The organism is Mesorhizobium sp. B2-1-1, from assembly GCF_006442975.2.
GTDB lineage: Bacteria > Pseudomonadota > Alphaproteobacteria > Rhizobiales > Rhizobiaceae > Mesorhizobium.
Genome location: NZ_CP083954.1, coordinates 569199 through 588666 on the forward strand (window position 1 = coordinate 569199; position 19468 = coordinate 588666).

A 19468-nucleotide genomic window follows, 5' to 3' on the forward strand; every position below is an offset into this window, starting at 1 on the left:
GAAGGGCGAGGTTTCGCTCGCCCCTGCCCATCCAAATCCGGCTACACAGTCGCCGGGTCGAGTGCGGGCTCGCCCATGCGGCGAGCGACGATCGCCGCGAAATCGGCGGTCTGGAATGTGTCGCGCAGCGCGTCGAAGGACGGCAGCACGAAATAGACGCGCTGGAACTTGTCGATTTCGTAGCCCGTGCGCATCACCGTTTCCAGGTCGAAAGGCGCATGGTGCGCATCCTTGCTTTCGACCGCGAACTGCAACTCCGTGAAGGATGACATCAGGCCGGCGCCGAAGGCCTTCAGCGGCTGACCACTCTCCTGCATGAGGCCGTATTCGGCCGTGTACCAGTAGAGCCGGCTGATCATTTCGTCGCCGCCCAGCGCGATGATGTCGCCGGCCTTCTGGCCATACATCTGCATGAAGTCGGCGAAGACCGGCTGCGACAGCACAGGCACATGTCCGAAGAAATCATGGAACATGTCGGGTTCGACGATGTAGTCGAGCTCCTGCTGCGTCCGCAGCCAGTTGGTGACGGGGAAACGGCGGCTGGCGAGATGGTCGAAGAAGGGCGCGGCCGGGATGAGCCCTGGCACGGCGACGATCTCCCAGCCAGTCAGCTTACGCAACTTGGCACTGACTTCGTCGAAGTCCGGGATGCGGTCGAGCAGGCCGAGCTTGTCGACGCCGTCGAGATAGGAATGGTGGGCGAGCTTGCGCGTCAGTTTCGTCTGGCGGTCGCACAGTGTGCGCCAGACCGCCTGTTCCTCGGCGCTGTAGTCATAGCCTTGCGCCACGGTGAAATCGGCACGGCAGACCGAGTAGTCGCCGCGCAACCCTTGAGCCGCGCAGTCGCGGGCATATTCGGCAACGCTCATTGTCGTCATGGTTTTCTCCTCGCCAATCTTGAATTCCGGATGTGCCCGAAGTTAACCGGACTTGCGGAGGCAAATCGGTTTTGGTGATGGCCGGAATGAGGATTTTTGGATAACATCCACTCGGAATATGCCATAGCGGAGTGAAAATGCCTCAATTCGACGATTTCGAGATCAAGATGCTCGATATCCTCCAGCGCGACGGACGCAAGCCGGTCTCCGAACTGGCGCAGGAGATCGGCCTGTCGACGACACCTTGCGCGCGGCGCTTCGAGGCGCTGCAGGAGGCCGGCATCATCAAGGGCTTTGCCGCCGTGCTCAGCCGCCGTGCCGTCGGCCTGACGGTCGAGGTGTTCATCCAGGTGCGGCTGGTCAGCCACAGCGACGGTTCGCCCGAGAGTTTCATCGCCGCGGTCCAGCGCATGGACGAGGTATCATCCTGCTGGACGATGACCGGCGACCACGACTTCCTGCTGCATGTCATGGTGCCGTCGGTCGACGAACTCAACGCCTTCGTCATGCACCGGCTGATGCGGCTCGACGGTGTGCGCGACGTCCACACGCAGCTCGTGCTGCAGAACATCAAGGGACCCGGCCACGTGCCGCTCGGACATCTGCGGCGGTGATGGCGCCGGCCAGCATGGGCGGATCACCCATGAAGAGGTCCCGCCATGAAGCTCGTTCTCCATGCGCTGGTATACGGAGATGGACGGCGGCTCTGGTCCGCGAGTCTGGGGATTTCTGACGCGCGATGGCCGGATGAAAGATGGCCGATTTCCGGAGCGCGCCACAGACGCGGAAGAGCAATCGATGGTGTTCGAACGGACGGCATGGAAACCTGCCGTGCTCGCGGCCATGCATTCGCACCGCGCCTGACTTTTTCACGCTGGCCGTTATCAGGCTGCGCGCTACTTCCTGGGGGCAGAGGTGTCCGGCAGGAGGAAGAGATGCAGCTTGTCACCCATAAAAAGACGAAAGAGGGCCGGCTGATGCCTTGGGGAAAAGGCACCGTCGTCAGCGGCGCCAGGGGCTATGTCTTTCTCGCCGGCAATACGGGCACGGCCGAAAATTACGACCCGTCGACGGGCAAAGGTGGCGCCGTCGGGGACGCGGCGACGCAATGGCGCTCCATTTTGACGACCATCAAATCGGACCTGGAGGAGCTTGGCAGCTCGCTCGAGCATCTCGTCAAGATCACCCAATATATCAAAGGACCATTTCCGGACGGCGGCGTTCTGAGTTCCCCCAATTTCCGGCTGGACGTCATGGACGAATTCTTCGCCGCGCACTGCCCGAAGCACTGCAGCTACAACAATCCGCCGCCCTCGGAGGTAATCGGGGTTGCCGCACTTGCGCATCCCGATCTCGTCATCGAGATCGTGGCGGTCGCCGCTCTGCCGGATTAGCGCCGGGCGCGACAGCCCACAAATATCAGGGCACGATCAGCGTGCCGGCGCCGTGCTCGGTGAACAGTTCAAGCAGCACCGAATGCGGCGTCTTGCCGTTGAGGATGACGACGCCTTCGACGCCGCGCTCGATCGCCTCAATGCAGGTCTCGACCTTCGGGATCATGCCGCCCGACACCGTGCCGTCCTTGATCAGCGCCTTGGCCTCGGCGACCGTCAGCTCGTCGATCAGCTTCTTGTCCTTGTCGAGCACGCCCGGCACATCGGTGAGGAACAGAAGACGCGAGGCCTTGCAGGCGCCGGCGATGGCGCCGGCGAAGGTATCGGCATTGATGTTGTAGGTGTGACCATCGCGGCCGGGCGCCACAGGTGCCAGCACCGGGATCATCTCGGAGCGCGCCAGAAGGTCGAGCAGCGTGCGGTCGACCTCGACCGGCTCGCCGACGAAGCCGAGATCGAGCACGCGCTCGATGTTGGAGTCCGGGTCGATCATGGTCTTGCGCGCCTTTTCGGCGAACACCATGTTGCCGTCCTTGCCGCACAGGCCGATCGCCCATTCGCCCTCGGCGTTGATGAGCGCGACGATCTCCTTGTTGATAGAGCCCGCCAGCACCATCTCGACGATCTCGACCGTCTTCTGGTCGGTGACGCGCAGGCCGCCCTCGAATTTGGATTCAATGCCCATCTTGTTGAGCATGGCGCCGATCTGCGGCCCGCCGCCATGGACGACGATCGGGTTGACGCCGGACTGTTTCAACAGCGCGATGTCGCGCGCGAAGGCTTTGCCGAGTTCGCTGTCGCCCATGGCGTGGCCGCCATATTTAACCACCACCGTCTTGTTCTCGTAGCGCTGCATGTAGGGCAGCGCCCGCGACAGCAGGGCGGCCTGCATTTCGGCGGTGGCGGCGATGTCCGTCATCGGCGTGGTTCCCTGGCTTTTGATTTCATGCCTGTCGTTGCCCCAAAACCGCTGCGCATTTTTGGCGACATGCATCAGGTAAAGACGGCGGCGTCTTAGCGGGAATTGACGCGGGCCGCAAACGGCTTTGCTGTCATCTTCGGGCGGCTCACGACCTCGTCATCACTTAAGGCACCATAAGCGGCGCCCTGCGGCCAAGCCAACCGGAGATCTTCTCCATCTGCGCGGCCAGGGACAAAAGCGTCTCCTCGTCACCGGGGCGGCCCGCGGCCTGGACGCCGAGCGGCAGGCCGGCTTCGGTGACGTAAACAGGGAGCGCGATGGAAGGCTGGCCGCTGACATTCTGGATCGCCGGCCAGTGAGTGAACCACAGGCTCTTGTCCATCAACTGGCCGAACAGCGGTTCGATCCTGAGCAGCGCCGTGAGGCGAAGCTTGTCGAGCATATTCTCGATGAGCTCGTCGGCACCCTTCGGGTCCATCGCGCCGCAAGCGAGCGGCGGGTGGGCGATAACAGGCATCAGCACGGCGTCGTAACGCGCCGTCTCCGCAATCAGTTGCCGCGAGGCGGCATGCAGCCGCTGCAAGCCGGCATAGGTCTCGCCGGCCGAGACCATTTCGCCCAGTCGGCCGAGCACCCGCGTCGCGCGCTCGATGTCGCCGGTGACGGTGCGGCCGACGCGCACCGCCTCGGCCCGCAACATGCCTGCGACAGCCGAGGCAACCGTTCTGCAGAAATCGGCGAAGAAGTCGCGACCGATGGAGGGCAAATCGATTTCCTCGACGCTGTGGCCGCCCTCGCGGGCGAGCGCCACCGCGGTATCGAGCGCTTTCAGCGTCTCGGCCGAAATCGGCAGGCCAAGCGGAGAGTTCCGGTACATTGCGAGCTTGAGCTTGCCGGGATCGCGGGCGGCAGCCGCGGCGAACGCACCCTTCGGCGGCGGCGCGACATAGGGTGCGAGCGGGTCGGGGCCATGGGTGAGGTCAAGCAGCAGGGCGCAATCGCGCACCGAGCGGGTGACGGCATGGTCGACCACCATGCCGTACCAGCTTTCGCTCACCAATGGCGACAGCGGGACGCGGCCGCGCGAGGTCTTGAGACCGACCAGCCCGGTGCAGGCAGAAGGCACGCGGATCGAGCCGCCGCCATCTGAGGCATGCGCCACCGGCACGACGCCGGCGGCGACCAGTGCCGCAGCGCCGCCGGACGAGCCGCCGCTGGTGTGGCCGGTGTTCCAGGGATTGCGGGTGATGCCGAAGGCTTTTGATTCGGTCATCAGCCGCAGCCCGTGTTCGGGCGATGTCGAGGTGACGATGGGTGTCAGTCCGGCGGCGAGATAGCGTTCGGTCAGCACCGAACTGACCTCGGGCATCCAGGCGGGGATGCGGCTGCCGCCATGCGACGGCACGCCCTTGATGGCGATGCCGAGATCCTTGATGGCGAAGGGCACGCCGGCCAGCGGTAGGGAACGATCGATGCCCTTCGCCCGGCTGCGCGCCGCATCGTAGAGTGTCTCGGCCGTGGCATTGATTTCAGGCCGGCTGGCCTCGGCGCGCGCGATCGCCGCGTCGACCAGTTCGACCGGCGAAACCTCGCCCTTGCGCACCAACGTGGCAAGGCCGGTGGCGTCTTCTTCCCACAGCACTCGTTCGACCGACATGCGCGCTCCCCCGATCCAGGCAAGGTAACCAGCGGCCAATCCGTTGGCAATCGAGCGATGGAACGAGTGCGGCGCGGTGCGGAAAGCTTTGGGTGTACGGAAATTTGCGCCGTTGCAAATACATCGCAATCCCCTAATTTGCCGACATGACGCCACAGGAGATCAGCAATCTGATTGTCCGGACTTCGATGAAGGACCGGGCTTCGTTCGATCTGTTGTACCGGCAGACCAGCGCGAAACTTTTCGGTGTTTGCCTTCGTGTATTGAAGGACCGGGGAGATGCCGAAGAGGCGCTTCAGGAGGTCTTCGTCAAGATATGGACGAAGGCGGACCGTTTCGCCGTCTCGGATCTAAGCCCGATTTCCTGGCTGGTGGCCATCGCGCGCAACCATGCGATCGATCGTATCAGGGCGCGGCGGGAACCTGCCGCCTATATCGATGCCGCGCTCGATGTGGCCGATCCGGCGCCGGGACCGGAGGCCATGACCGTGGCAGGTGGCGAGTCCGAGCGCATCTACCATTGTCTCGAGGAATTGGAGAAGGGCCGGGCAGCGGCTGTCCGGGGCGCCTATCTGAACGGCGAGAGCTATGCCGAACTGGCGGAGCGCCATGGCGTGCCGCTGAACACGATGCGAACCTGGCTGCGGCGCAGCCTGCTGAAGCTCAGAGAGTGTCTGGAAAGATGACGCTGGTAGACGACGACGGACCGGAACGTGGAGGCGACGACCTGTTCGCCGCCGAATATGTTCTTGGCGTCCTGACAGCGGAAGAACGCCAGATCGCGTCCCGCCGCATCGATGGCGACGCCGCATTCGCTCGGCTTGTCGATGCCTGGGAGGCCCATTTTTCGCCCTTGGCCGTCGCCTATCCCGGGACAGAACCTCCGATCAGGGTCAAGGAGGCGATCGATCGCCGGCTGTTCGCCTCGCAGCCTCGCGCCGGCCTATGGTCGAGCCTTGCCTTCTGGCGCGGCCTTGCCGCCGCCGCCATCGCGGCGCTGGCGATCTACATCGCCTTGCCTTTCATCAACCCGCCGCTCCAACAACCACAGCTTGTCGCCTCGCTGGCCGCCGAAGGCAGCGACGTCAGATACCTCGTCGTCTATGACGCGGCGCATCATGAAGTCGGCCTGTCGCACGTTTCCGGTGAGCGGGCCTCCGGCAAGGACTTCGAACTGTGGGTGATCGTGGGCAAGAACGCGCCGGTTTCGATGGGCGTCATCCCGGCCGGGAAGGCTGCGCATGTGGCGGTTTCGCCGGCCGTGCAGCAGAAACTTGCGCAGGGCGCCGTGCTGGCGGTCAGCCTCGAGCCTTCAGGCGGTTCGCCGACCGGCCAGCCGACGGGACCGGTGGTCGCGGCAGGCGACCTGAAGGGCATCTGATGGCTCCCCGCCCGGACCGTCGCCTTACAAAATAGTGAAGTCTATTTTTGCAAGGATAACCGCGGACCAAATTCCCGCGGTTGGATCAGCCTATCCACCGAAATCACTGGACCTCATTCGGAAGAAAAGAATTCTTTCATAGAAAGCGAAACTAAGTTTTTCATGGCCCGTATCTCCTCGCGTTCCCAATGATGGGGAAAACAACCCGAGGAGACTTACATGATGCGTAAATTCGCCACCCTTTTGCTCGCCGGTACGATCGGCCTCTCAGCGCTCGGCACCATCGCCTATGCCGCCAATCCGATGGTCGGGGGCGCACCCATGTACGCCAAGAAGAACATCATCGAGAACGCCGTCAATTCGAAGGACCACACGACGCTGGTCGCTGCCGTCAAGGCAGCGGGCCTGGTCGACACGCTGCAGGGCGCCGGGCCCTTCACCGTCTTCGCTCCCACCAACGAGGCCTTTGCAGCACTTCCGGCCGGCACGGTCGAAACGCTGCTCAAGCCCGAGAACAAGGACAAGCTGACCAAGGTCCTGACCTGCCATGTGATCGCGGCGAAAGCGATGGCCGCCGACGTCGCCAAGATGGCCAAGGCCGATGGCGGCGCGCATGTAGTCAAGACCGCCGGCGGCTGCGAGCTGACGCTCAAGGCCGATAAGGGCAAGGTCACCGTCACGGACGAGAACGGCAATGTCGCCCATGTGACGATTGCCGACGTCAGGCAGTCCAATGGCGTCATCCACGTCATCGACAAGGTTCTTTTGCCGAAGATGTAACATACGGCTCGCTGCCGGCGAACAGGCAGCAAGGCTCTCCTGCCGGTGCGCGACTTCGTACACGCGTTGCGCCGGCAGGCGTCCGCTCCGCACTGTGGCTCCATCCAGGAGGCTGGTGCGGGTAACGTTCGGCCCTCAACGGCTTTTGATTTTCAGCCGAGCGTTGAATGTGGCAAACAGATAGCAGGAGGATTGGCCATGAACCGTCGCGACTTTCTCTTGAGCGGCGCCGCCGCCATCGGCGTGGTCGCCGGCACGGCATCTCTGCTGCGCATGGGCGGATCGCAGGATGCACGTGCGGCGGAGACCTTCGAAGTCACCAAGACCGATGCCGAATGGCGCGCGATCCTGTCTCCCGCGGCCTTCGACGTGCTGCGCAAGGAAGGCACCGAATATCCCGGCACCAGCCCATTGCTCAACGAGCACCGCAAGGGCGTCTTCGCCTGCGCCGGCTGCGACCTGCCGGTTTACTCCTCCGAGACGAAGTTCGATTCCGGCACCGGCTGGCCGAGTTTCTGGCAGGAGATCGCCAACGCCGTCGGCAAGACGCAGGACCGGTCGCTCGGCATGACTCGCACCGAAGTCCACTGCCGCCGCTGCGGCGGCCATCTGGGCCATGTCTTCGACGACGGCCCGCCGCCGACCGGGCTGCGTCACTGCATCAACGGCGTGGCGCTGAGCTTCAAGCCCGCCACAGCCTGAGACCATGCGGCCGCGATATGAAAAAACTCCGGGTTTGCGACCCGGAGTTTTTTAGCGGTCAGTCATTTCGGGCGTGGACTGGAGGAGCTTCCCGAAACGGCTGCCCGTGTTTCCTTGCTTTCAGCGCATTACCGAACGCAAACCGTTTCTCCCGGTGTCAGTGCCCGCCGCCGCCACCGCCGGCGGCCGCCGGTTTGCGGATCATCATGGTGAACAGGCCAAGCGTCGCGAACAGCACCGTCAGCATGTAGAACACGTCCATGAAGGACAGCAGCGCCGCCTGCTGCTGGACCATGCCCGACAATTTCGAGATCGCCGCGCTGGCCGCGTCCAGGCCGGCGGTCTGCTCGAAATTGAGCGTCATGTTCTGCAGCTTCTGCTGCGCGGCCGCACTTCCCCACTGTACGTGCTCGGAGAGCCTTGCATAGTGGAAGGCGTTGCGGTCGATCAGCACCGTGTTGATCAGGGCGAGGCCGACGGCACCGCCGAGATTGCGGGTCAGGTTGAACAGGCCCGACGCATTCTTCAGCCGCTCGGGCGGCAGCGTGCCGAGCGCGATGTTGTTGATCGGCACCATGCACAGCATCATCGAACAGCCGCGCAGGATCTGCGGGATGAGCAGCTCGTAAAAATCCCAGTCGGCGGTCAGATGCGTCATCCACCAGGTTCCGGTGGCGAAGCCGAAGAAGCCGATCATCATCATCAGGCGCGGGTCCATCTTGTTCGACAGGATGCCCGAGACCGGCGCGGTGAAGAACATCGCCAGGCCGCTGACGAACAGTGCCTCGCCGATCATCATGGAATCGTAGCCGCGGATGCGTCCGAGGAACACGGGGTAGAGATAGGTGAGACCGTAGAGGCCGATTCCGATGACGAAGGAGAACAGCGAGCCGAAGGCGAAGTTGATATTGCTGAACGCCTTGAGATCGACGATCGGCTCCTCGGCGGTGAACACCCGCCAGAAGAACAGCACCGCGCCGAAGGTCATGACGACGGCGCAGATGAACACCGCCTGATCTTGCAGCCAATCATTGTTCGGGCCTTCCTCGAGCACATATTCCATGCAGCCGAGGAACGCCGCCATGCCGGCAAGGCCCCACCAGTCGAACTTCGAGAACAGCTTCAGGTTGGGCTTGTCGAAGTCGATCAGCGACCAGGCCGCCGTCGTCACCAGAATGCCGGGCACGACATTGACGAGGAACAGCCAGTGCCAGGACATTGCGTGGCTGATATAGCCGCCGACGGTCGGACCGATGGTGGGCGCCAGGGTGGCCACCAGGCCGATCATCGGCGAAACGACGGCACGGCGCGACGGCGGGAAGATGGTGAAGGCGGCCGCAAAGACGCTGGGGATCATGCCGCCGCCGATAAAACCCTGGATGGCGCGGTAAACGATCATCTGGTCGATGTTGGTGGCGGTCGCGGCGAGCGCGCTTGCAGCGGTAAAACCCGCCGCCGAAATTGTGAACAGAACACGCGTCGACAGCATCCGGCTGAGAAAGCCGGACAGGGGGATCATGACCACCTCGGCGATCAGATAGGCCGTCTGCACCCAAGGGATCTCGTCGGAACTGGCGCTCAGGCCAGCCTGGATCTCGGCCAGCGAGGCCGAGACGATCTGGATGTCCAGGATGGCCATGAACATGCCGAACACCATCGCCAGGAAGGCTATGACGCGCCGCGTCGAGATGGTGTCAGGCACAGCCGGCCTCGCCGGCGGCGCTCCTGCGGTCAGGGTTGCGGTGGCCATGGCGTTGCTCCCCGGAGCGCGCTCAGTTGATCGCGGCCGGCGCGGTGCGGCTGTCGACGGCGACAACGACGCTTAAGCCGGCGCGCAGTCTGCCGCTCTTCAGCGCATCGGCCGGCACGTCGATGCGGACCGGGACGCGCTGCACCACTTTGGTGAAATTGCCGGTGGCATTTTCCGGCGGCAGCAGCGAGAACACGGCACCCGAGGCCGGCGCCAGCGAGGAAACAGTGCCCTCGATGGGCTCGCCGTCGATGGCATCGACCGAAATCCTGACCTTTTCGCCGGGCACCAGCCGGGCAAGCTGGGTCTCCTTGAAGTTGGCGACGATGTAGAGCTTGTTCATCGGAACGATGACGGCGAGCTTCTGGCCGGGGCTCACGAGGTCGCCCTGCTCGACGGAACGGTTGCCGACGACGCCGTCATAGGGCGCCTTGAGCACAGTGAAGGACAGGTCGCGCGCGGCCTTGTCGCGGCTGAGCTGCAAGGATGCCAGCGTGCTTGCCGATTCAGCACGCTGCGCCTCCAGCACGCCGATATTGGCCTGTGCTGCGGCGATCTGCGCGTCGGCGCCGACGAGAGCGGCGTTGGCCTGGTCGAGCGCCGTCTGGGCGTCGTCGAGTTGCGCCTGCGTACCGACATGGGTCTTGAGCAGTTGCGCGGCGCGCTGCTGGGCGCGCGCGGCATTGGCCGCCGCGGCCTGGTCGGCGGTCTTGGCGGCCTGCGCCTGCTGCAAGGAGGCCTGCGCCGCCTTGGTCTGCGCATCGATGCGATCGAGCGTCCTGGCCAGCGTGGCGATCTGCGCCTCGGCCTGGGCGACCGCTATTTTGTAATCACCGTCATCGACCGTCAGCAGGGGATCGCCGGCCTTGACCTGCTGGTTCTCGCTGACCTTGACCTGATCGACATAGCCGGAGATCTTGGGCGAAATGAAAGCCATGTCGGCCTGGACATAGGCGTCGTCGGTCGAAATCATGAAACGGCCGGTGGTCCAGTAATCGTAGCCGTACCAGGCGCCGGCGCCGAGCAGTGCGACGCCGATGATCGGCAGCAGGAAAGAGCGCACGGAACGCTTCTTCTTCGCCGGAGTTTCCGCCAGAGGCGGCGCGGCGACTGGGTGGACGGGAACTTCCGGTGCTTCCGTCGCCGGGGCGACCTTGGCGTTGGGGAAAGGACGGACTTCGGCGGTGGACGGCGCGTTCGAGGACATGACATCTCTCTAAGTTATAATACTGAACCGTTCGGTTCGATCCGGCCGTTGACATAGCGCCTAAAGAGGACCATATCAAGAGGCAATCGAACCGCTTGGTTCGAATTATTTTCGAGGTGTGACTTTAATGGCCGACACAACGCCCGACGTCGAAAACGACAATTGCGGCGACCTGCTGGACGGCTTGCGCCGCGGCCGCCCGGCAGCCGGACAGGATCCGGTCAAGCGCAGCCAGATCATCGATGGCGCCCGCCGGGTCTTTATCGACAAGGGCTTCGAGGCGGCCTCGATGAACGACATCACGCGGGAAGCCGGCGTTTCGAAAGGCACCATCTATGTCTACTTCGCCAACAAGGAAGAGCTGTTCGAGGCGCTGATCGAGGAAGAGCGCGGCACGATCTTCAAGAACATGTATGACGTGCTCGACCGTGCCGACGACCTGCGCGAGACGCTGGTGAAATTCGGCAAGGTCCTGTCCATGAAGATCACCTCGGCCAAGGTCATCCAGGCCCAGCGCACGGTGATCGGCGCCTCCGACAGGATACCCGACATGGGCGCGCGGTTTTACGAACGCGGCCCCAAACGCGGCCACGACAAGGTCGTGACCTTCCTCAAGGCCGCCATCGACCGTGGCCTGCTCAAGATCGACGATGTCGACCTTGCCGCCTATCAGTTCACAGAACTCTGCCTGGCCGGTCTTTTCCGGCAGTGCATCTTCGCCTATCGCGCCAAGGCTCCGAACCAGGACGAAATCGACCATATCGTCAGGTCGGGCGTCGACATGTTCCTGAAGGCCTATGGCACCGAAATGCTTGCCGCGGAGGAAAGCCACAAGATGATCGCCCTGGAGGCGAAGGCTTAACCCGGCTTTTTGTGCCGCTAGCCGCCATTGGCCGCGAGCACGATCGCGGCGCGCAGCTCCTCCAGGCCCTCGGCCTTTTCCGATGACGTCGCCAGCACGAAAGGAAACGCCGCCGGTCGCTTCTTGATCTTGGCAAGCGTCTCCTCAATCAGCCGCGGCACGCCGGCGGCCTTGATCTTGTCGGTCTTGGTCAGCACGACCTGGTACGAAACCGCCGCCTTGTCGAGCAGCGACAGCACCTCGTCGTCCTTGGCCTTGATGCCGTGGCGGGCGTCGATCAGCACATAAACCCGCTTCAGCGTGACACGGCCCTTGAGATAGTCGAAGACCAGCTTCGTCCAATCGTCGACCTTTTCCTTGGGCGCGGTGGCATAGCCGTAGCCCGGCATGTCGACCAATGCCATTGGCGGCAGGTCGGCGCCCTCCCCCGAAAATCCGTCCGGCACGAAATAATTGAGTTCCTGCGTGCGCCCTGGCGTGTTGGAGGTGCGCGCCAGGCCCTTCTGGTTGACCAGAGCGTTGATCAGCGACGACTTGCCGACGTTGGAGCGGCCGGCAAAGGCGATTTCCGGCGGCCCTTCCGGCGGCAGGAACTTCATGGCGGGCACACCGCGGATGAAGATCCACCCGCGGGTAAACAGGTCCGTGCCGATCGTGGTGCTGTATTGAGCGTTCAAGCTGCTGTCTCCAGAAGAGAAATATCGGCGCCCCTGATGGCATCGAGGTTGCGGCTGATCTTGTCCACCGGCCAATCCCACCAAGCCACCGCCAGCAGCCGCCGGATCGTCCTGTCGTCGAAACGCATCTTGACGACCTTGGCCGCGTTGCCGGCGACGATGGCATAGGGCCGCACGTCGTGCGTGACCACGGACTTCGCCGCAACGATGGCGCCATGTCCGATTTGCACCCCCGGCAGGATCACTGCCTCCATGCCGATCCAGACATCGTTGCCGACCACCGTGTCGCCGCGCACCTCCTTCGACCATGTGACGGGGTCGAAACCCTTTTCCCAGCCATGGCCGAAAATGTTGAACGGATAGGTTGAAAAACCGGACATGGCGTGGTTGGCGCCGTTCATGATGAAGCGGGCACCTTCGGCGATGGCGCAGAACTTACCGATGATCAGCCTGTCGCCGATGAAGGAATAGTGGTGCAGCACGCATTTCTCGGCGAATTTATCCGGCCCTTCCGGATCGTCATAATAGGTGAAGTCGCCGATCTCGATGTTGGGCGCGCTCACCAGCGCCTTGAGGAAGCCGACGCGCGTGTGCATCGGGATCGGGTGCTTGATGTCGGGATTGGGTCCGGTCATGGCGGTTCGTCCGGGAATTGGCTGGCGGACGCGTCCCGCGTCGGCGCACACCTCGTCAAAGTAGCGTAATCCGCCGTATAGCACCAATCGCCCCGGGAGCGAGTCTTCGATGGTGGACAAGCGCATTTGCCGGATCGGACGGTGCCGCGCGTTTGCAGTTTCGCCCATCGCGGGCGGACGTGGACCGATGCCGGCGCACAAGAAAAAACCCGGACGAGCCGGGGTTTTTTGAAATCGTGAGCCGGCGCCTCTATTCCGCTGGCGACGGTTTCTTGCGGAACAGCGCTAGCAGATTGTCCCACAGTTCGATCTTGGCGCCCTGGCGCTTCATGATCACGCCTTGCTGGAGGATCGACAGCGTGTTGTTCCAGGCCCAGTAGATGACCAGGCCTGCCGGGAAACCAGCCATCATGAAGGTGAAGATGACGGGCATCCAGGTGAAGATGGCGGCCTGCGTCGGATCCGGCGGCGTCGGGTTCATGCGCATCTGCAGGAACATGGTGACGCCCATGATCAGCGGCCAGACGCCGATCATCAGCATGTGCGGAAGCGTGATCGGAACAAGGCCGAACAGGTTGAAGATCGAGGTCGGATCGGGCGCGGCCAGATCCTGGATCCAGCCGAAGAACGGCGCATGGCGCATCTCGATGGTGATGTAGAGCACCTTGTAGAGCGAGAAGAAGACCGGGATCTGCAATGCCACCGGCCAGCAGCCGGCGAGCGGATTGATCTTCTCGGTCTTGTACAGCTCCATCATCGCCTGCTGCTGCTTCATCTTGTCGTCCGCGTATTTCTCGCGGATCTCGAGCATCTTGGGCTGCACCTTCTTCATGTTCGCCATCGACGCGTAGGACTTATTGGCGAGCGGGAAGAAGATGGCCTTGACGATGACGGTGGTGGCGAGGATCGCCAGGCCGAAATTGCCGAGGAATTTGTAGAGCGTGTCGATCAGCCAGAACATCGGCTTGGTGATGAAGTGGAACCAACCCCAGTCGATCAGCAGGTCGAACCGCTTGATGTGGCGGTCTTCGGCATAGGCATTGATCTTGGCGACTTCCTTGGCGCCGGCGAAGACCTCGGTCTCGACGGTTGCCGACTGGCCGGCCTCGACATTGATCGGGTCGGTGAGGAAGTCGGACTGGTAGCGGTGGCGGCCGTCCACGAAATAGCCGAAGCGCGGCTGGAACGGCTGCTTCTCGCTCGGGACCACCGTCACCGCCCAGTATTTGTCGGTAATGCCAAGCCAGCCGTCCGTCGACTTGCCCGGCTTGACTTCCTTGTCCTTCTCGATGGACGCGTATTTGTGTTCCTGCAGGCCTTCCGCACCGGTGAAGCCGATCAGGCCTTCATGCAGCACGTAGGTGCTGGCGACTGCCGGCTTGTCGTAGCGCGTTACGCGGCCGTAATTCGATAGCGTAACCGGGGCCGAACCCGAGTTGCGCACCTCGTCGGAAACGGTGAACATGTAGTCGCTGTCCACAGAGAAGGTGCGCTTGAAGGTCAGCCCCTTGTCACTGGTGTAAGTCAGCGTCACCGGCGTCGACGGGGTCAGCGTCGGATTGCCTTCGACGTTCCACACCGTATCCGCGCCCGGTACCGTGCCCGTCTTGTCGTTGCCGACGAAGCCGATCTCGGCGAAGTAGCCGCTGGGCAACTCCGAAGGGTTGAGCAGTTCGATCTTGGGCGAATCCTTGTCGACGGTTTCGGTGTAGTGCTTGAGCTTGAGGTCGTCGAGACGGGCGCCGGTCAGGTTGATCGAGCCTTCGAGGCTCGGCGTGTCGATCTTGACGCGCTTCGAAGCCGCCAGCGCCTGGTCGCGGCTGGCCGCGGTAACGGTGTCTCCGCCGGGCGCGTTGGGGATGGCACCGGGAGCGGTGCCGGCCGGTGCCGGCGTTGCCGCGCCCGGATTGGCTGTCTCCGCCGCCTTCTTCTGCTCTTCCACGCGCTGCTGCTCGACGCGCGCCGCCTCGCGCTGCTGTTCGACGCGCGGGTTCATGTAGAAGACCTGCCACAGGGTCAGGATCAGCACCGACAGCGCGATGGTGATGAAGAAGTTTCGGTTGTTTTCCATCGAGAGCCCTTGGCCTATCGTGTTCCGCGAAGTCGGCGGGAGAGTTCGACCTTCAACTGGCCGAACGGGGCGCGGAGCGCATCATCGCGCCCGACGATGACATAATCATTGCCGGGCATCATGTCATCGGCCGCATGGGTGCGCACGGCCTCTTTCAGCCGCCGCCTGACGCGGTTGCGCACGACCGCGTTGCCGACCTTCTTGGTGACGGTGTAGCCGACGCGCGGCGCGCCGCCGTCGCCGCGGTCGAGGACCTCGACGAGGAAAAACCGCCCGCGACGTTTTTCACCACGGCGGACGGCCAGGAATTCCGCGCGTTTCAGAAGCCGCTTGGGATTTTGTCCCACTGGCTTGCCGGTTGCGGGCAACGATCTTGTCTCGCTCAGGCGCTGAGCCGCTTGCGGCCGCGGTTGCGGCGAGCTGCGACGACGCCGCGACCACCCTTGGTGGCCATGCGGGCACGGAAACCGTGCCGGCGTTTGCGGACGAGTTTGGACGGTTGGTAGGTACGCTTCATTTGTTTTAATACCGCGGGGTGCGGCCCTTCTTGATTCTGTCACTCTGTAACAGGAGCTTTGCCGGGCCGGCTTTGGCGCGATCGAAACCGCGCCGGGACGAATGGCCCAAGCGTGAGCGGGCTTATAGAAAGAAGGGTTTTGGAAGTCAATCCGGTGCCGGGCCGGTGCCGGGCCGGTGTCGCCGGGCCCGGGATGCGCACTTTCGGCGGCAATTATATCTCTCCGACCAAGGGGGAAATTGGCAAAAAAGCCGCAATCGCCTAATCTGGGCTGATCAAGCGATTGTGAAGACAGGACCGCATGAGCGAAACCACGCACGCCGAGGAAGGGACAGGACCAGCGCCAGCCGCCGTCCGCAGCGTACCCTTGTCGCGCGGCCTGTCGACAAAACTGCTGCTGTTGACCATCGTTTTCGTGCTTTTGGCCGAGGTGCTCATCTTCCTGCCCTGGATCGCCAGCTACCGGCTGGCCTGGCTCAAGGAGCGGCTGAGTACCGCCGCTGCCGTATCGATCGTGCTGGTGCAGGGCGAACCGACCTCGCTGTCGCGCACGGCGCAGAACGACGTGCTTATGGCGATCGGCGCCAAGGCGATCGCGGTGCGCGACGGCGGCGTGTCGCGGCTGCTTGTGGTGGCCGATATGCCGCCGCAGGTCGACGAGCACATCGACCTCGCCAGCGTCGGCATGGTCAAGGGCATGACCGGCGCGCTCGACACGCTGTTTTTCGGCGGCGACCGGATGCTGCGCGTCTTCGGGCCGGTCGGCGACAGCGACAAGGAGTTCGAGCTGATCATGCCGGACTACAGCCTGCGCAAGGCGATGCTTATCTATTCGCGCAACGTCGCCTTCGTCTCGCTGCTGATCTCGCTGTTCACGGCCATGCTGGTCTATGCCGCGATCGACCTGATCATGATCGGACCGATCCGCAACATGACGCGCTCCATGCTGTCCTTCTCGCAGGCCCCCGACGACCCCAGCCGGATCATTCATCCCGCCGCTCGCGCCGATGAGATCGGGGTGGCCGAGCGCGAGCTGTCGCAGATGCAGGAGCGGCTGCAGAAGATGCTGACCGAGCAGAAGCACCTGGCCGACCTCGGCCTCGCCGTGTCGAAGATCAACCACGACATGCGCAACATCCTGGCCTCGGCGCAGCTCATTTCGGACCGCCTGCGCCAGGTCAAGGATCCGACCGTGCAGGCCTTCGCGCCGAAGCTCCTGCGTGCGCTCGACCGTGCGGTCTCCTACTCGGAAGGCGTGCTTCATTACGGCCGTACGCAGGAGCCGCCGCCTTCGCGCCGGCGCGTGCGGCTGCGCCAGCTGGTCGAGGACGTGCACGGCCTGCTCGACATCGAGGAAGGCATCGAGTTCATCAACGCGGTCGAAAAGGCGTTCGAGGTGGACGCCGATTCCGACCAGTTGTTCCGCGTGCTCACCAATCTGTGCCGCAACGCCGTGCAGGCGATGGCGGCGGACACGGAGAGCGCCGTGGTGCGCCGGCTGGCGGTTTCGGCCGAGCGCATGGGCAGCGTCAGCCGCATCGTCGTGACCGACACCGGTCCCGGCCTGCCGCCGAAGGCGCGCGAGAACCTGTTCGCGGCGTTCCGCGGCTCTGCGCGCAGCGGCGGCACCGGGCTTGGCCTGGCGATCGCGCATGAACTGATCCGCGCGCATGGCGGCACGGTGGAGCTGGTCGAATCGATCGGCGGGCGCACCACCTTCGCCGTCACCATTCCCGACCAGCCGGTGCGGCTCGACCAGGCCCGCAACGGGCTGCGCCGCCCGGCCTGACAGGCTTGGGCGCTGTTTCGCCCGCAAACCGGTCCGGCCCCCTTCGCCCTGAATGCCGCTTCGAACAACCCGATTTCCGGCCGGATCCAGCGGATGACGCATCGACGACAAAACTTTTGCCGGATCGGCTTGCTTTTCGCGAATTCAGTCGCTAGGGAACTGCACACATTCGCGGCCGGTCCTCGAGGATCGGATCGCGGGGTCATGGAAAGCATGACCTGATGCGCGCCCGTAGCTCAGCTGGATAGAGCACCAGACTACGAATCTGGGGGTCAGGAGTTCGAATCTCTTCGGGCGCGCCATTTAATCCTATTGAAATCAATAGACTTCCAGGCGTTTCCAGCGCGACGCCACTGGCTCGATTTTCGGAATTCAGCCGGTTTTGGCAAGACGGCGGCAGCCGGTGCCAAAATCGCACTATGGGCTAAAGTGCCCTACTTGGAACGGCACAGTCTCTGCCAAACATTCGAAATTTGCTGAGTCTCCTGGCGGTGCACCGTGACAGACTCACATTCCGGGGCCGCGCAGGCGTAGTCGGGATTTGAAATCATTATGGTTCTCCTTTCCGATGGTTCAGTGCGCGCCACCTGCATCGACATGGCCCGGGTTGCGCAACAGCAGCGTGGCGAAGAACGCGACGACAAGGGCTGCTCCGAGCAGATAGAACGCGTCGCTGAAAGCCATGATGAAAGCCTGCTTGCGTACCATCTGTCCGATGGCGATGACGGCCTTGTGCATCGCGGCTGCGCGATCGCCGGCGCAATGCGCCAGGAAGTACCGGGTCAGATGCTCGATGCGCGCGCGAGTGCTCTCTTCGAACAGCGACACCGACCGCACCAGCACGTTGGAGTGGAACTGCTCGCGCTTGGTCAGAAAAGTCTGCAGCATGGCGATGCCGACGGCGCCGCCGAGATTGCGGATCATGTTGAACAGTGCGGAGGCGGAGCCGGCGTTCTCCTGCTCGATGCCGGCCGTAGCGACCGCAGCCAGGGGTACCATGACCAGGGCCTGACCGACGGCACGGACGACATTCGGCCAAAAGAACTGCTCCGACGCGTAGGTCGCCGTCATTTCGATGTTCATGAAATTGCTCGCCGCGAACAGCGCAAAGCCGAAGGCGACGATAATGCGCATGTCGAAACGCTTCATCAACTGCGGCACCAGCGGGATCAGCACCAGTTGCGGCAGGCCTGTCCAGGCCAGCACCATGCCGATCTGCTGGGCGTTGTAGCCCTGGATGCGCGCGAGATAGACGGGCAGGATGAACACCGCCCCGTAGAGCGCAATTCCGAGCAGGAAGCTGGCCAGGATGGAGAAACCGAAATTCCAGCGGGCGAACAGTCTGAGGTTAAGCAAGGGCCTTTCGCTTCTCAACTCGATCCACAGGAAAAGCGAGAGGCTGACGAGGGCGATCAAGGACAGCCGCACGATGAACGGCGAGCCGAACCAATCGTCCTTGTTGCCCTCCTCGAGCACGGTCTGCAAGGCGCCGAGCCCGATCGCCATGCTGATGATCCCGGCCCAGTCGCCCTGGCGCAGCAGCGAGAGCTGCATCGGCGCCCTTTCGAGCGACATCCACAGCATGCCCACCATCAGCGCGCCGGGGACCAAGTTGACATAGAAGATGAACTGCCAACCCCAGTTCTCGGTGAGATAGCCACCGATTGTCGGCCCGATGGCTGGTGCGAAGGTCGCCGACAGCGCGAACAGGGCGAATCCGATCGGCTGCTTCGCCTTCGGCAGGAGGGTTATGGTGATGGTGAAGGCGACCGGAATCAGCACGCCGCCGCAAAAGCCCTGCAAAGCACGCAGAACAATCATCTGCTGAAGGTTTTGCGCGAAGGCGCAGGCAACCGAGAAGGCGAGAAACAGGATTGCATTGGCCAGAAGATAGACGCGGATGGAAAAGACCCGCGACAGCCAGCCGGTGAGCGGAATGACGACGATCTCGGCCACCAGGTAGGCGGTCGATATCCAGCCGCCGTCATCGATGCCCGCGCCGATGGCGCCCTGAATGTCGGCTAGCGATGCGTTGACGATCTGGATGTTGAGGACCGCCATGAAGGCGCCGAGCGTCGAGCCAATGACGGCGATCCAGGTCTTGAGCGGGGCGGAAGAGGCATCGGTCGGCGCCAGGCTCGATGCTTTGGCTGCCATCGGCGCAGGCGTGGGGTTGGTGGTGAGGGTTGCGGGCACGGCTGAATTCCTTGTTTGACGAAGCGCGCGTGAGACACTGGCGTGGCGGC

The 19468-nt window shown here is 63.3% G+C and carries 19 protein-coding genes and 1 tRNA gene; 9 read left to right on the forward strand and 11 right to left on the reverse strand.

The annotated features are described in order from the left end of the window. Positions 1-41: 41 nt before the first annotated feature. Complete coding sequence (gene phhA, locus FJ972_RS02700) at positions 42-878, reverse strand: phenylalanine 4-monooxygenase (RefSeq protein WP_140514307.1); 837 nt, start codon at positions 876-878, stop codon at positions 42-44. A 137-nt stretch (positions 879-1015) separates the two neighbouring features. On the opposite strand from phhA, the gene FJ972_RS02705 reads away from it, so the two are divergent. Further along, entirely contained in the window at positions 1016-1492 is a 477-nt protein-coding gene (locus tag FJ972_RS02705; RefSeq protein WP_140491470.1) for an Lrp/AsnC family transcriptional regulator, read from the forward strand. Positions 1493-1813: 321 nt separating this feature from the next. Next, a complete protein-coding gene (locus FJ972_RS02710; RefSeq protein WP_140524234.1) occupies positions 1814-2272 on the forward strand; it encodes a RidA family protein in 459 nt (152 codons plus the stop codon). Positions 2273-2297: 25 nt separating this feature from the next. Here FJ972_RS02710 and argB read toward each other — a convergent pair whose 3' ends face one another. Then, positions 2298-3191 (reverse strand): acetylglutamate kinase, encoded by an 894-nt coding sequence (gene argB, locus FJ972_RS02715; protein WP_140491474.1) that lies wholly within the window; start codon positions 3189-3191, stop codon positions 2298-2300. A 166-nt stretch (positions 3192-3357) separates the two neighbouring features. Next, entirely contained in the window at positions 3358-4851 is a 1494-nt protein-coding gene (locus FJ972_RS02720) for an amidase (RefSeq protein ID WP_140524235.1), read from the reverse strand. Positions 4852-4997: 146 nt separating this feature from the next. On the opposite strand from FJ972_RS02720, the gene FJ972_RS02725 reads away from it, so the two are divergent. The 4 genes from FJ972_RS02725 (at position 4998) to msrB (ending at position 7714) form a co-directional block, all read left to right on the forward strand. Further along, positions 4998-5537, forward strand: a complete 540-nt coding sequence (locus tag FJ972_RS02725) for a sigma-70 family RNA polymerase sigma factor (protein ID WP_140491478.1) — start codon at positions 4998-5000, stop codon at positions 5535-5537. Further along, the gene (locus FJ972_RS02730; RefSeq protein ID WP_140524237.1) at positions 5534-6232 is read left to right on the forward strand and encodes an anti-sigma factor domain-containing protein; all 699 of its coding nucleotides are present in this window, start codon (positions 5534-5536) and stop codon (positions 6230-6232) included. Before FJ972_RS02725 ends, FJ972_RS02730 begins: the two co-directional genes overlap by 4 nt. A gap of 222 nt (positions 6233-6454) precedes the next feature. After that, positions 6455-7012: a fasciclin domain-containing protein gene (locus tag FJ972_RS02735; protein WP_140491483.1), complete on the forward strand. Its 558-nt coding sequence runs from the start codon at positions 6455-6457 to the stop codon at positions 7010-7012. Positions 7013-7210: 198 nt separating this feature from the next. Further along, positions 7211-7714, forward strand: coding sequence for a peptide-methionine (R)-S-oxide reductase MsrB (msrB, locus tag FJ972_RS02740; RefSeq protein ID WP_140491485.1), 504 nt, complete (start codon positions 7211-7213; stop codon positions 7712-7714). A gap of 157 nt (positions 7715-7871) precedes the next feature. Here the strand turns inward: msrB and FJ972_RS02745 are convergent, their stop codons facing one another. After that, positions 7872-9464 carry a DHA2 family efflux MFS transporter permease subunit gene (locus FJ972_RS02745; RefSeq protein ID WP_140491487.1) on the reverse strand — a complete coding sequence of 531 codons (1593 nt, stop codon included), beginning with the start codon at positions 9462-9464 and terminating at the stop codon, positions 7872-7874. A gap of 22 nt (positions 9465-9486) precedes the next feature. Next, positions 9487-10671 (reverse strand): HlyD family secretion protein, encoded by a 1185-nt coding sequence (locus FJ972_RS02750; protein ID WP_140491489.1) that lies wholly within the window; start codon positions 10669-10671, stop codon positions 9487-9489. A gap of 127 nt (positions 10672-10798) precedes the next feature. Between FJ972_RS02750 and FJ972_RS02755 the strand changes: the two genes are divergently transcribed. After that, on the forward strand, positions 10799-11533 hold the full coding sequence (locus FJ972_RS02755) for a TetR/AcrR family transcriptional regulator (RefSeq protein WP_140491491.1): 735 nt from the start codon (positions 10799-10801) through the stop codon (positions 11531-11533). A 17-nt stretch (positions 11534-11550) separates the two neighbouring features. Here the strand turns inward: FJ972_RS02755 and yihA are convergent, their stop codons facing one another. From yihA to rpmH, 5 genes are all read right to left on the reverse strand, one after another. Then, on the reverse strand, positions 11551-12132 hold the full coding sequence (gene yihA / locus FJ972_RS02760; protein WP_246670972.1) for a ribosome biogenesis GTP-binding protein YihA/YsxC: 582 nt from the start codon (positions 12130-12132) through the stop codon (positions 11551-11553). 74 nt (positions 12133-12206) lie between these two features. Next, positions 12207-12845 (reverse strand): CatB-related O-acetyltransferase, encoded by a 639-nt coding sequence (locus FJ972_RS02765; RefSeq protein ID WP_140524238.1) that lies wholly within the window; start codon positions 12843-12845, stop codon positions 12207-12209. Positions 12846-13095: 250 nt separating this feature from the next. Further along, the gene (gene yidC, locus FJ972_RS02770; RefSeq protein ID WP_140491498.1) at positions 13096-14916 is read right to left on the reverse strand and encodes a membrane protein insertase YidC; all 1821 of its coding nucleotides are present in this window, start codon (positions 14914-14916) and stop codon (positions 13096-13098) included. 14 nt (positions 14917-14930) lie between these two features. Beyond that, positions 14931-15284, reverse strand: coding sequence for a ribonuclease P protein component (gene rnpA / locus FJ972_RS02775; protein WP_140491500.1), 354 nt, complete (start codon positions 15282-15284; stop codon positions 14931-14933). A 14-nt stretch (positions 15285-15298) separates the two neighbouring features. Then, positions 15299-15433, reverse strand: coding sequence for a 50S ribosomal protein L34 (gene rpmH, locus FJ972_RS02780; protein WP_008833937.1), 135 nt, complete (start codon positions 15431-15433; stop codon positions 15299-15301). Between the two features lie 301 nt (positions 15434-15734). Between rpmH and FJ972_RS02785 the strand changes: the two genes are divergently transcribed. After that, a complete protein-coding gene (locus tag FJ972_RS02785; protein WP_140491502.1) occupies positions 15735-17222 on the forward strand; it encodes an ATP-binding protein in 1488 nt (495 codons plus the stop codon). A gap of 225 nt (positions 17223-17447) precedes the next feature. Then, positions 17448-17524 (forward strand) — tRNA-Arg (locus FJ972_RS02790). A 271-nt stretch (positions 17525-17795) separates the two neighbouring features. Here FJ972_RS02790 and FJ972_RS02795 read toward each other — a convergent pair. Further along, positions 17796-19379: an MDR family MFS transporter gene (locus FJ972_RS02795; RefSeq protein WP_140524439.1), complete on the reverse strand. Its 1584-nt coding sequence runs from the start codon at positions 19377-19379 to the stop codon at positions 17796-17798. Positions 19380-19468: the final 89 nt, after the last annotated feature.

What these genes read in the sequence shown, in the direction of transcription:
- phhA (WP_140514307.1), bottom strand. Translation starts at nt 878, where the DNA reads ATGACGACAATGAGCGTTGCCGAATATGCCCGCGACTGCGCGGCTCAA.
- FJ972_RS02705 (WP_140491470.1), top strand. Translation starts at nt 1,016, where the DNA reads ATGCCTCAATTCGACGATTTCGAGATCAAGATGCTCGATATCCTCCAG.
- yihA (WP_246670972.1), bottom strand. Translation starts at nt 12,132, where the DNA reads ATGAAGTTCCTGCCGCCGGAAGGGCCGCCGGAAATCGCCTTTGCCGGC.
- FJ972_RS02750 (WP_140491489.1), bottom strand. Translation starts at nt 10,671, where the DNA reads ATGTCCTCGAACGCGCCGTCCACCGCCGAAGTCCGTCCTTTCCCCAAC.
- FJ972_RS02765 (WP_140524238.1), bottom strand. Translation starts at nt 12,845, where the DNA reads ATGACCGGACCCAATCCCGACATCAAGCACCCGATCCCGATGCACACG.
- FJ972_RS02720 (WP_140524235.1), bottom strand. Translation starts at nt 4,851, where the DNA reads ATGTCGGTCGAACGAGTGCTGTGGGAAGAAGACGCCACCGGCCTTGCC.
- yidC (WP_140491498.1), bottom strand. Translation starts at nt 14,916, where the DNA reads ATGGAAAACAACCGAAACTTCTTCATCACCATCGCGCTGTCGGTGCTG.
- FJ972_RS02725 (WP_140491478.1), top strand. Translation starts at nt 4,998, where the DNA reads ATGACGCCACAGGAGATCAGCAATCTGATTGTCCGGACTTCGATGAAG.
- FJ972_RS02755 (WP_140491491.1), top strand. Translation starts at nt 10,799, where the DNA reads ATGGCCGACACAACGCCCGACGTCGAAAACGACAATTGCGGCGACCTG.
- FJ972_RS02735 (WP_140491483.1), top strand. Translation starts at nt 6,455, where the DNA reads ATGCGTAAATTCGCCACCCTTTTGCTCGCCGGTACGATCGGCCTCTCA.
- FJ972_RS02745 (WP_140491487.1), bottom strand. Translation starts at nt 9,464, where the DNA reads ATGGCCACCGCAACCCTGACCGCAGGAGCGCCGCCGGCGAGGCCGGCT.
- msrB (WP_140491485.1), top strand. Translation starts at nt 7,211, where the DNA reads ATGAACCGTCGCGACTTTCTCTTGAGCGGCGCCGCCGCCATCGGCGTG.
- FJ972_RS02785 (WP_140491502.1), top strand. Translation starts at nt 15,735, where the DNA reads ATGAGCGAAACCACGCACGCCGAGGAAGGGACAGGACCAGCGCCAGCC.
- FJ972_RS02730 (WP_140524237.1), top strand. Translation starts at nt 5,534, where the DNA reads ATGACGCTGGTAGACGACGACGGACCGGAACGTGGAGGCGACGACCTG.
- argB (WP_140491474.1), bottom strand. Translation starts at nt 3,191, where the DNA reads ATGACGGACATCGCCGCCACCGCCGAAATGCAGGCCGCCCTGCTGTCG.
- rpmH (WP_008833937.1), bottom strand. Translation starts at nt 15,433, where the DNA reads ATGAAGCGTACCTACCAACCGTCCAAACTCGTCCGCAAACGCCGGCAC.
- FJ972_RS02795 (WP_140524439.1), bottom strand. Translation starts at nt 19,379, where the DNA reads ATGGCAGCCAAAGCATCGAGCCTGGCGCCGACCGATGCCTCTTCCGCC.
- FJ972_RS02710 (WP_140524234.1), top strand. Translation starts at nt 1,814, where the DNA reads ATGCAGCTTGTCACCCATAAAAAGACGAAAGAGGGCCGGCTGATGCCT.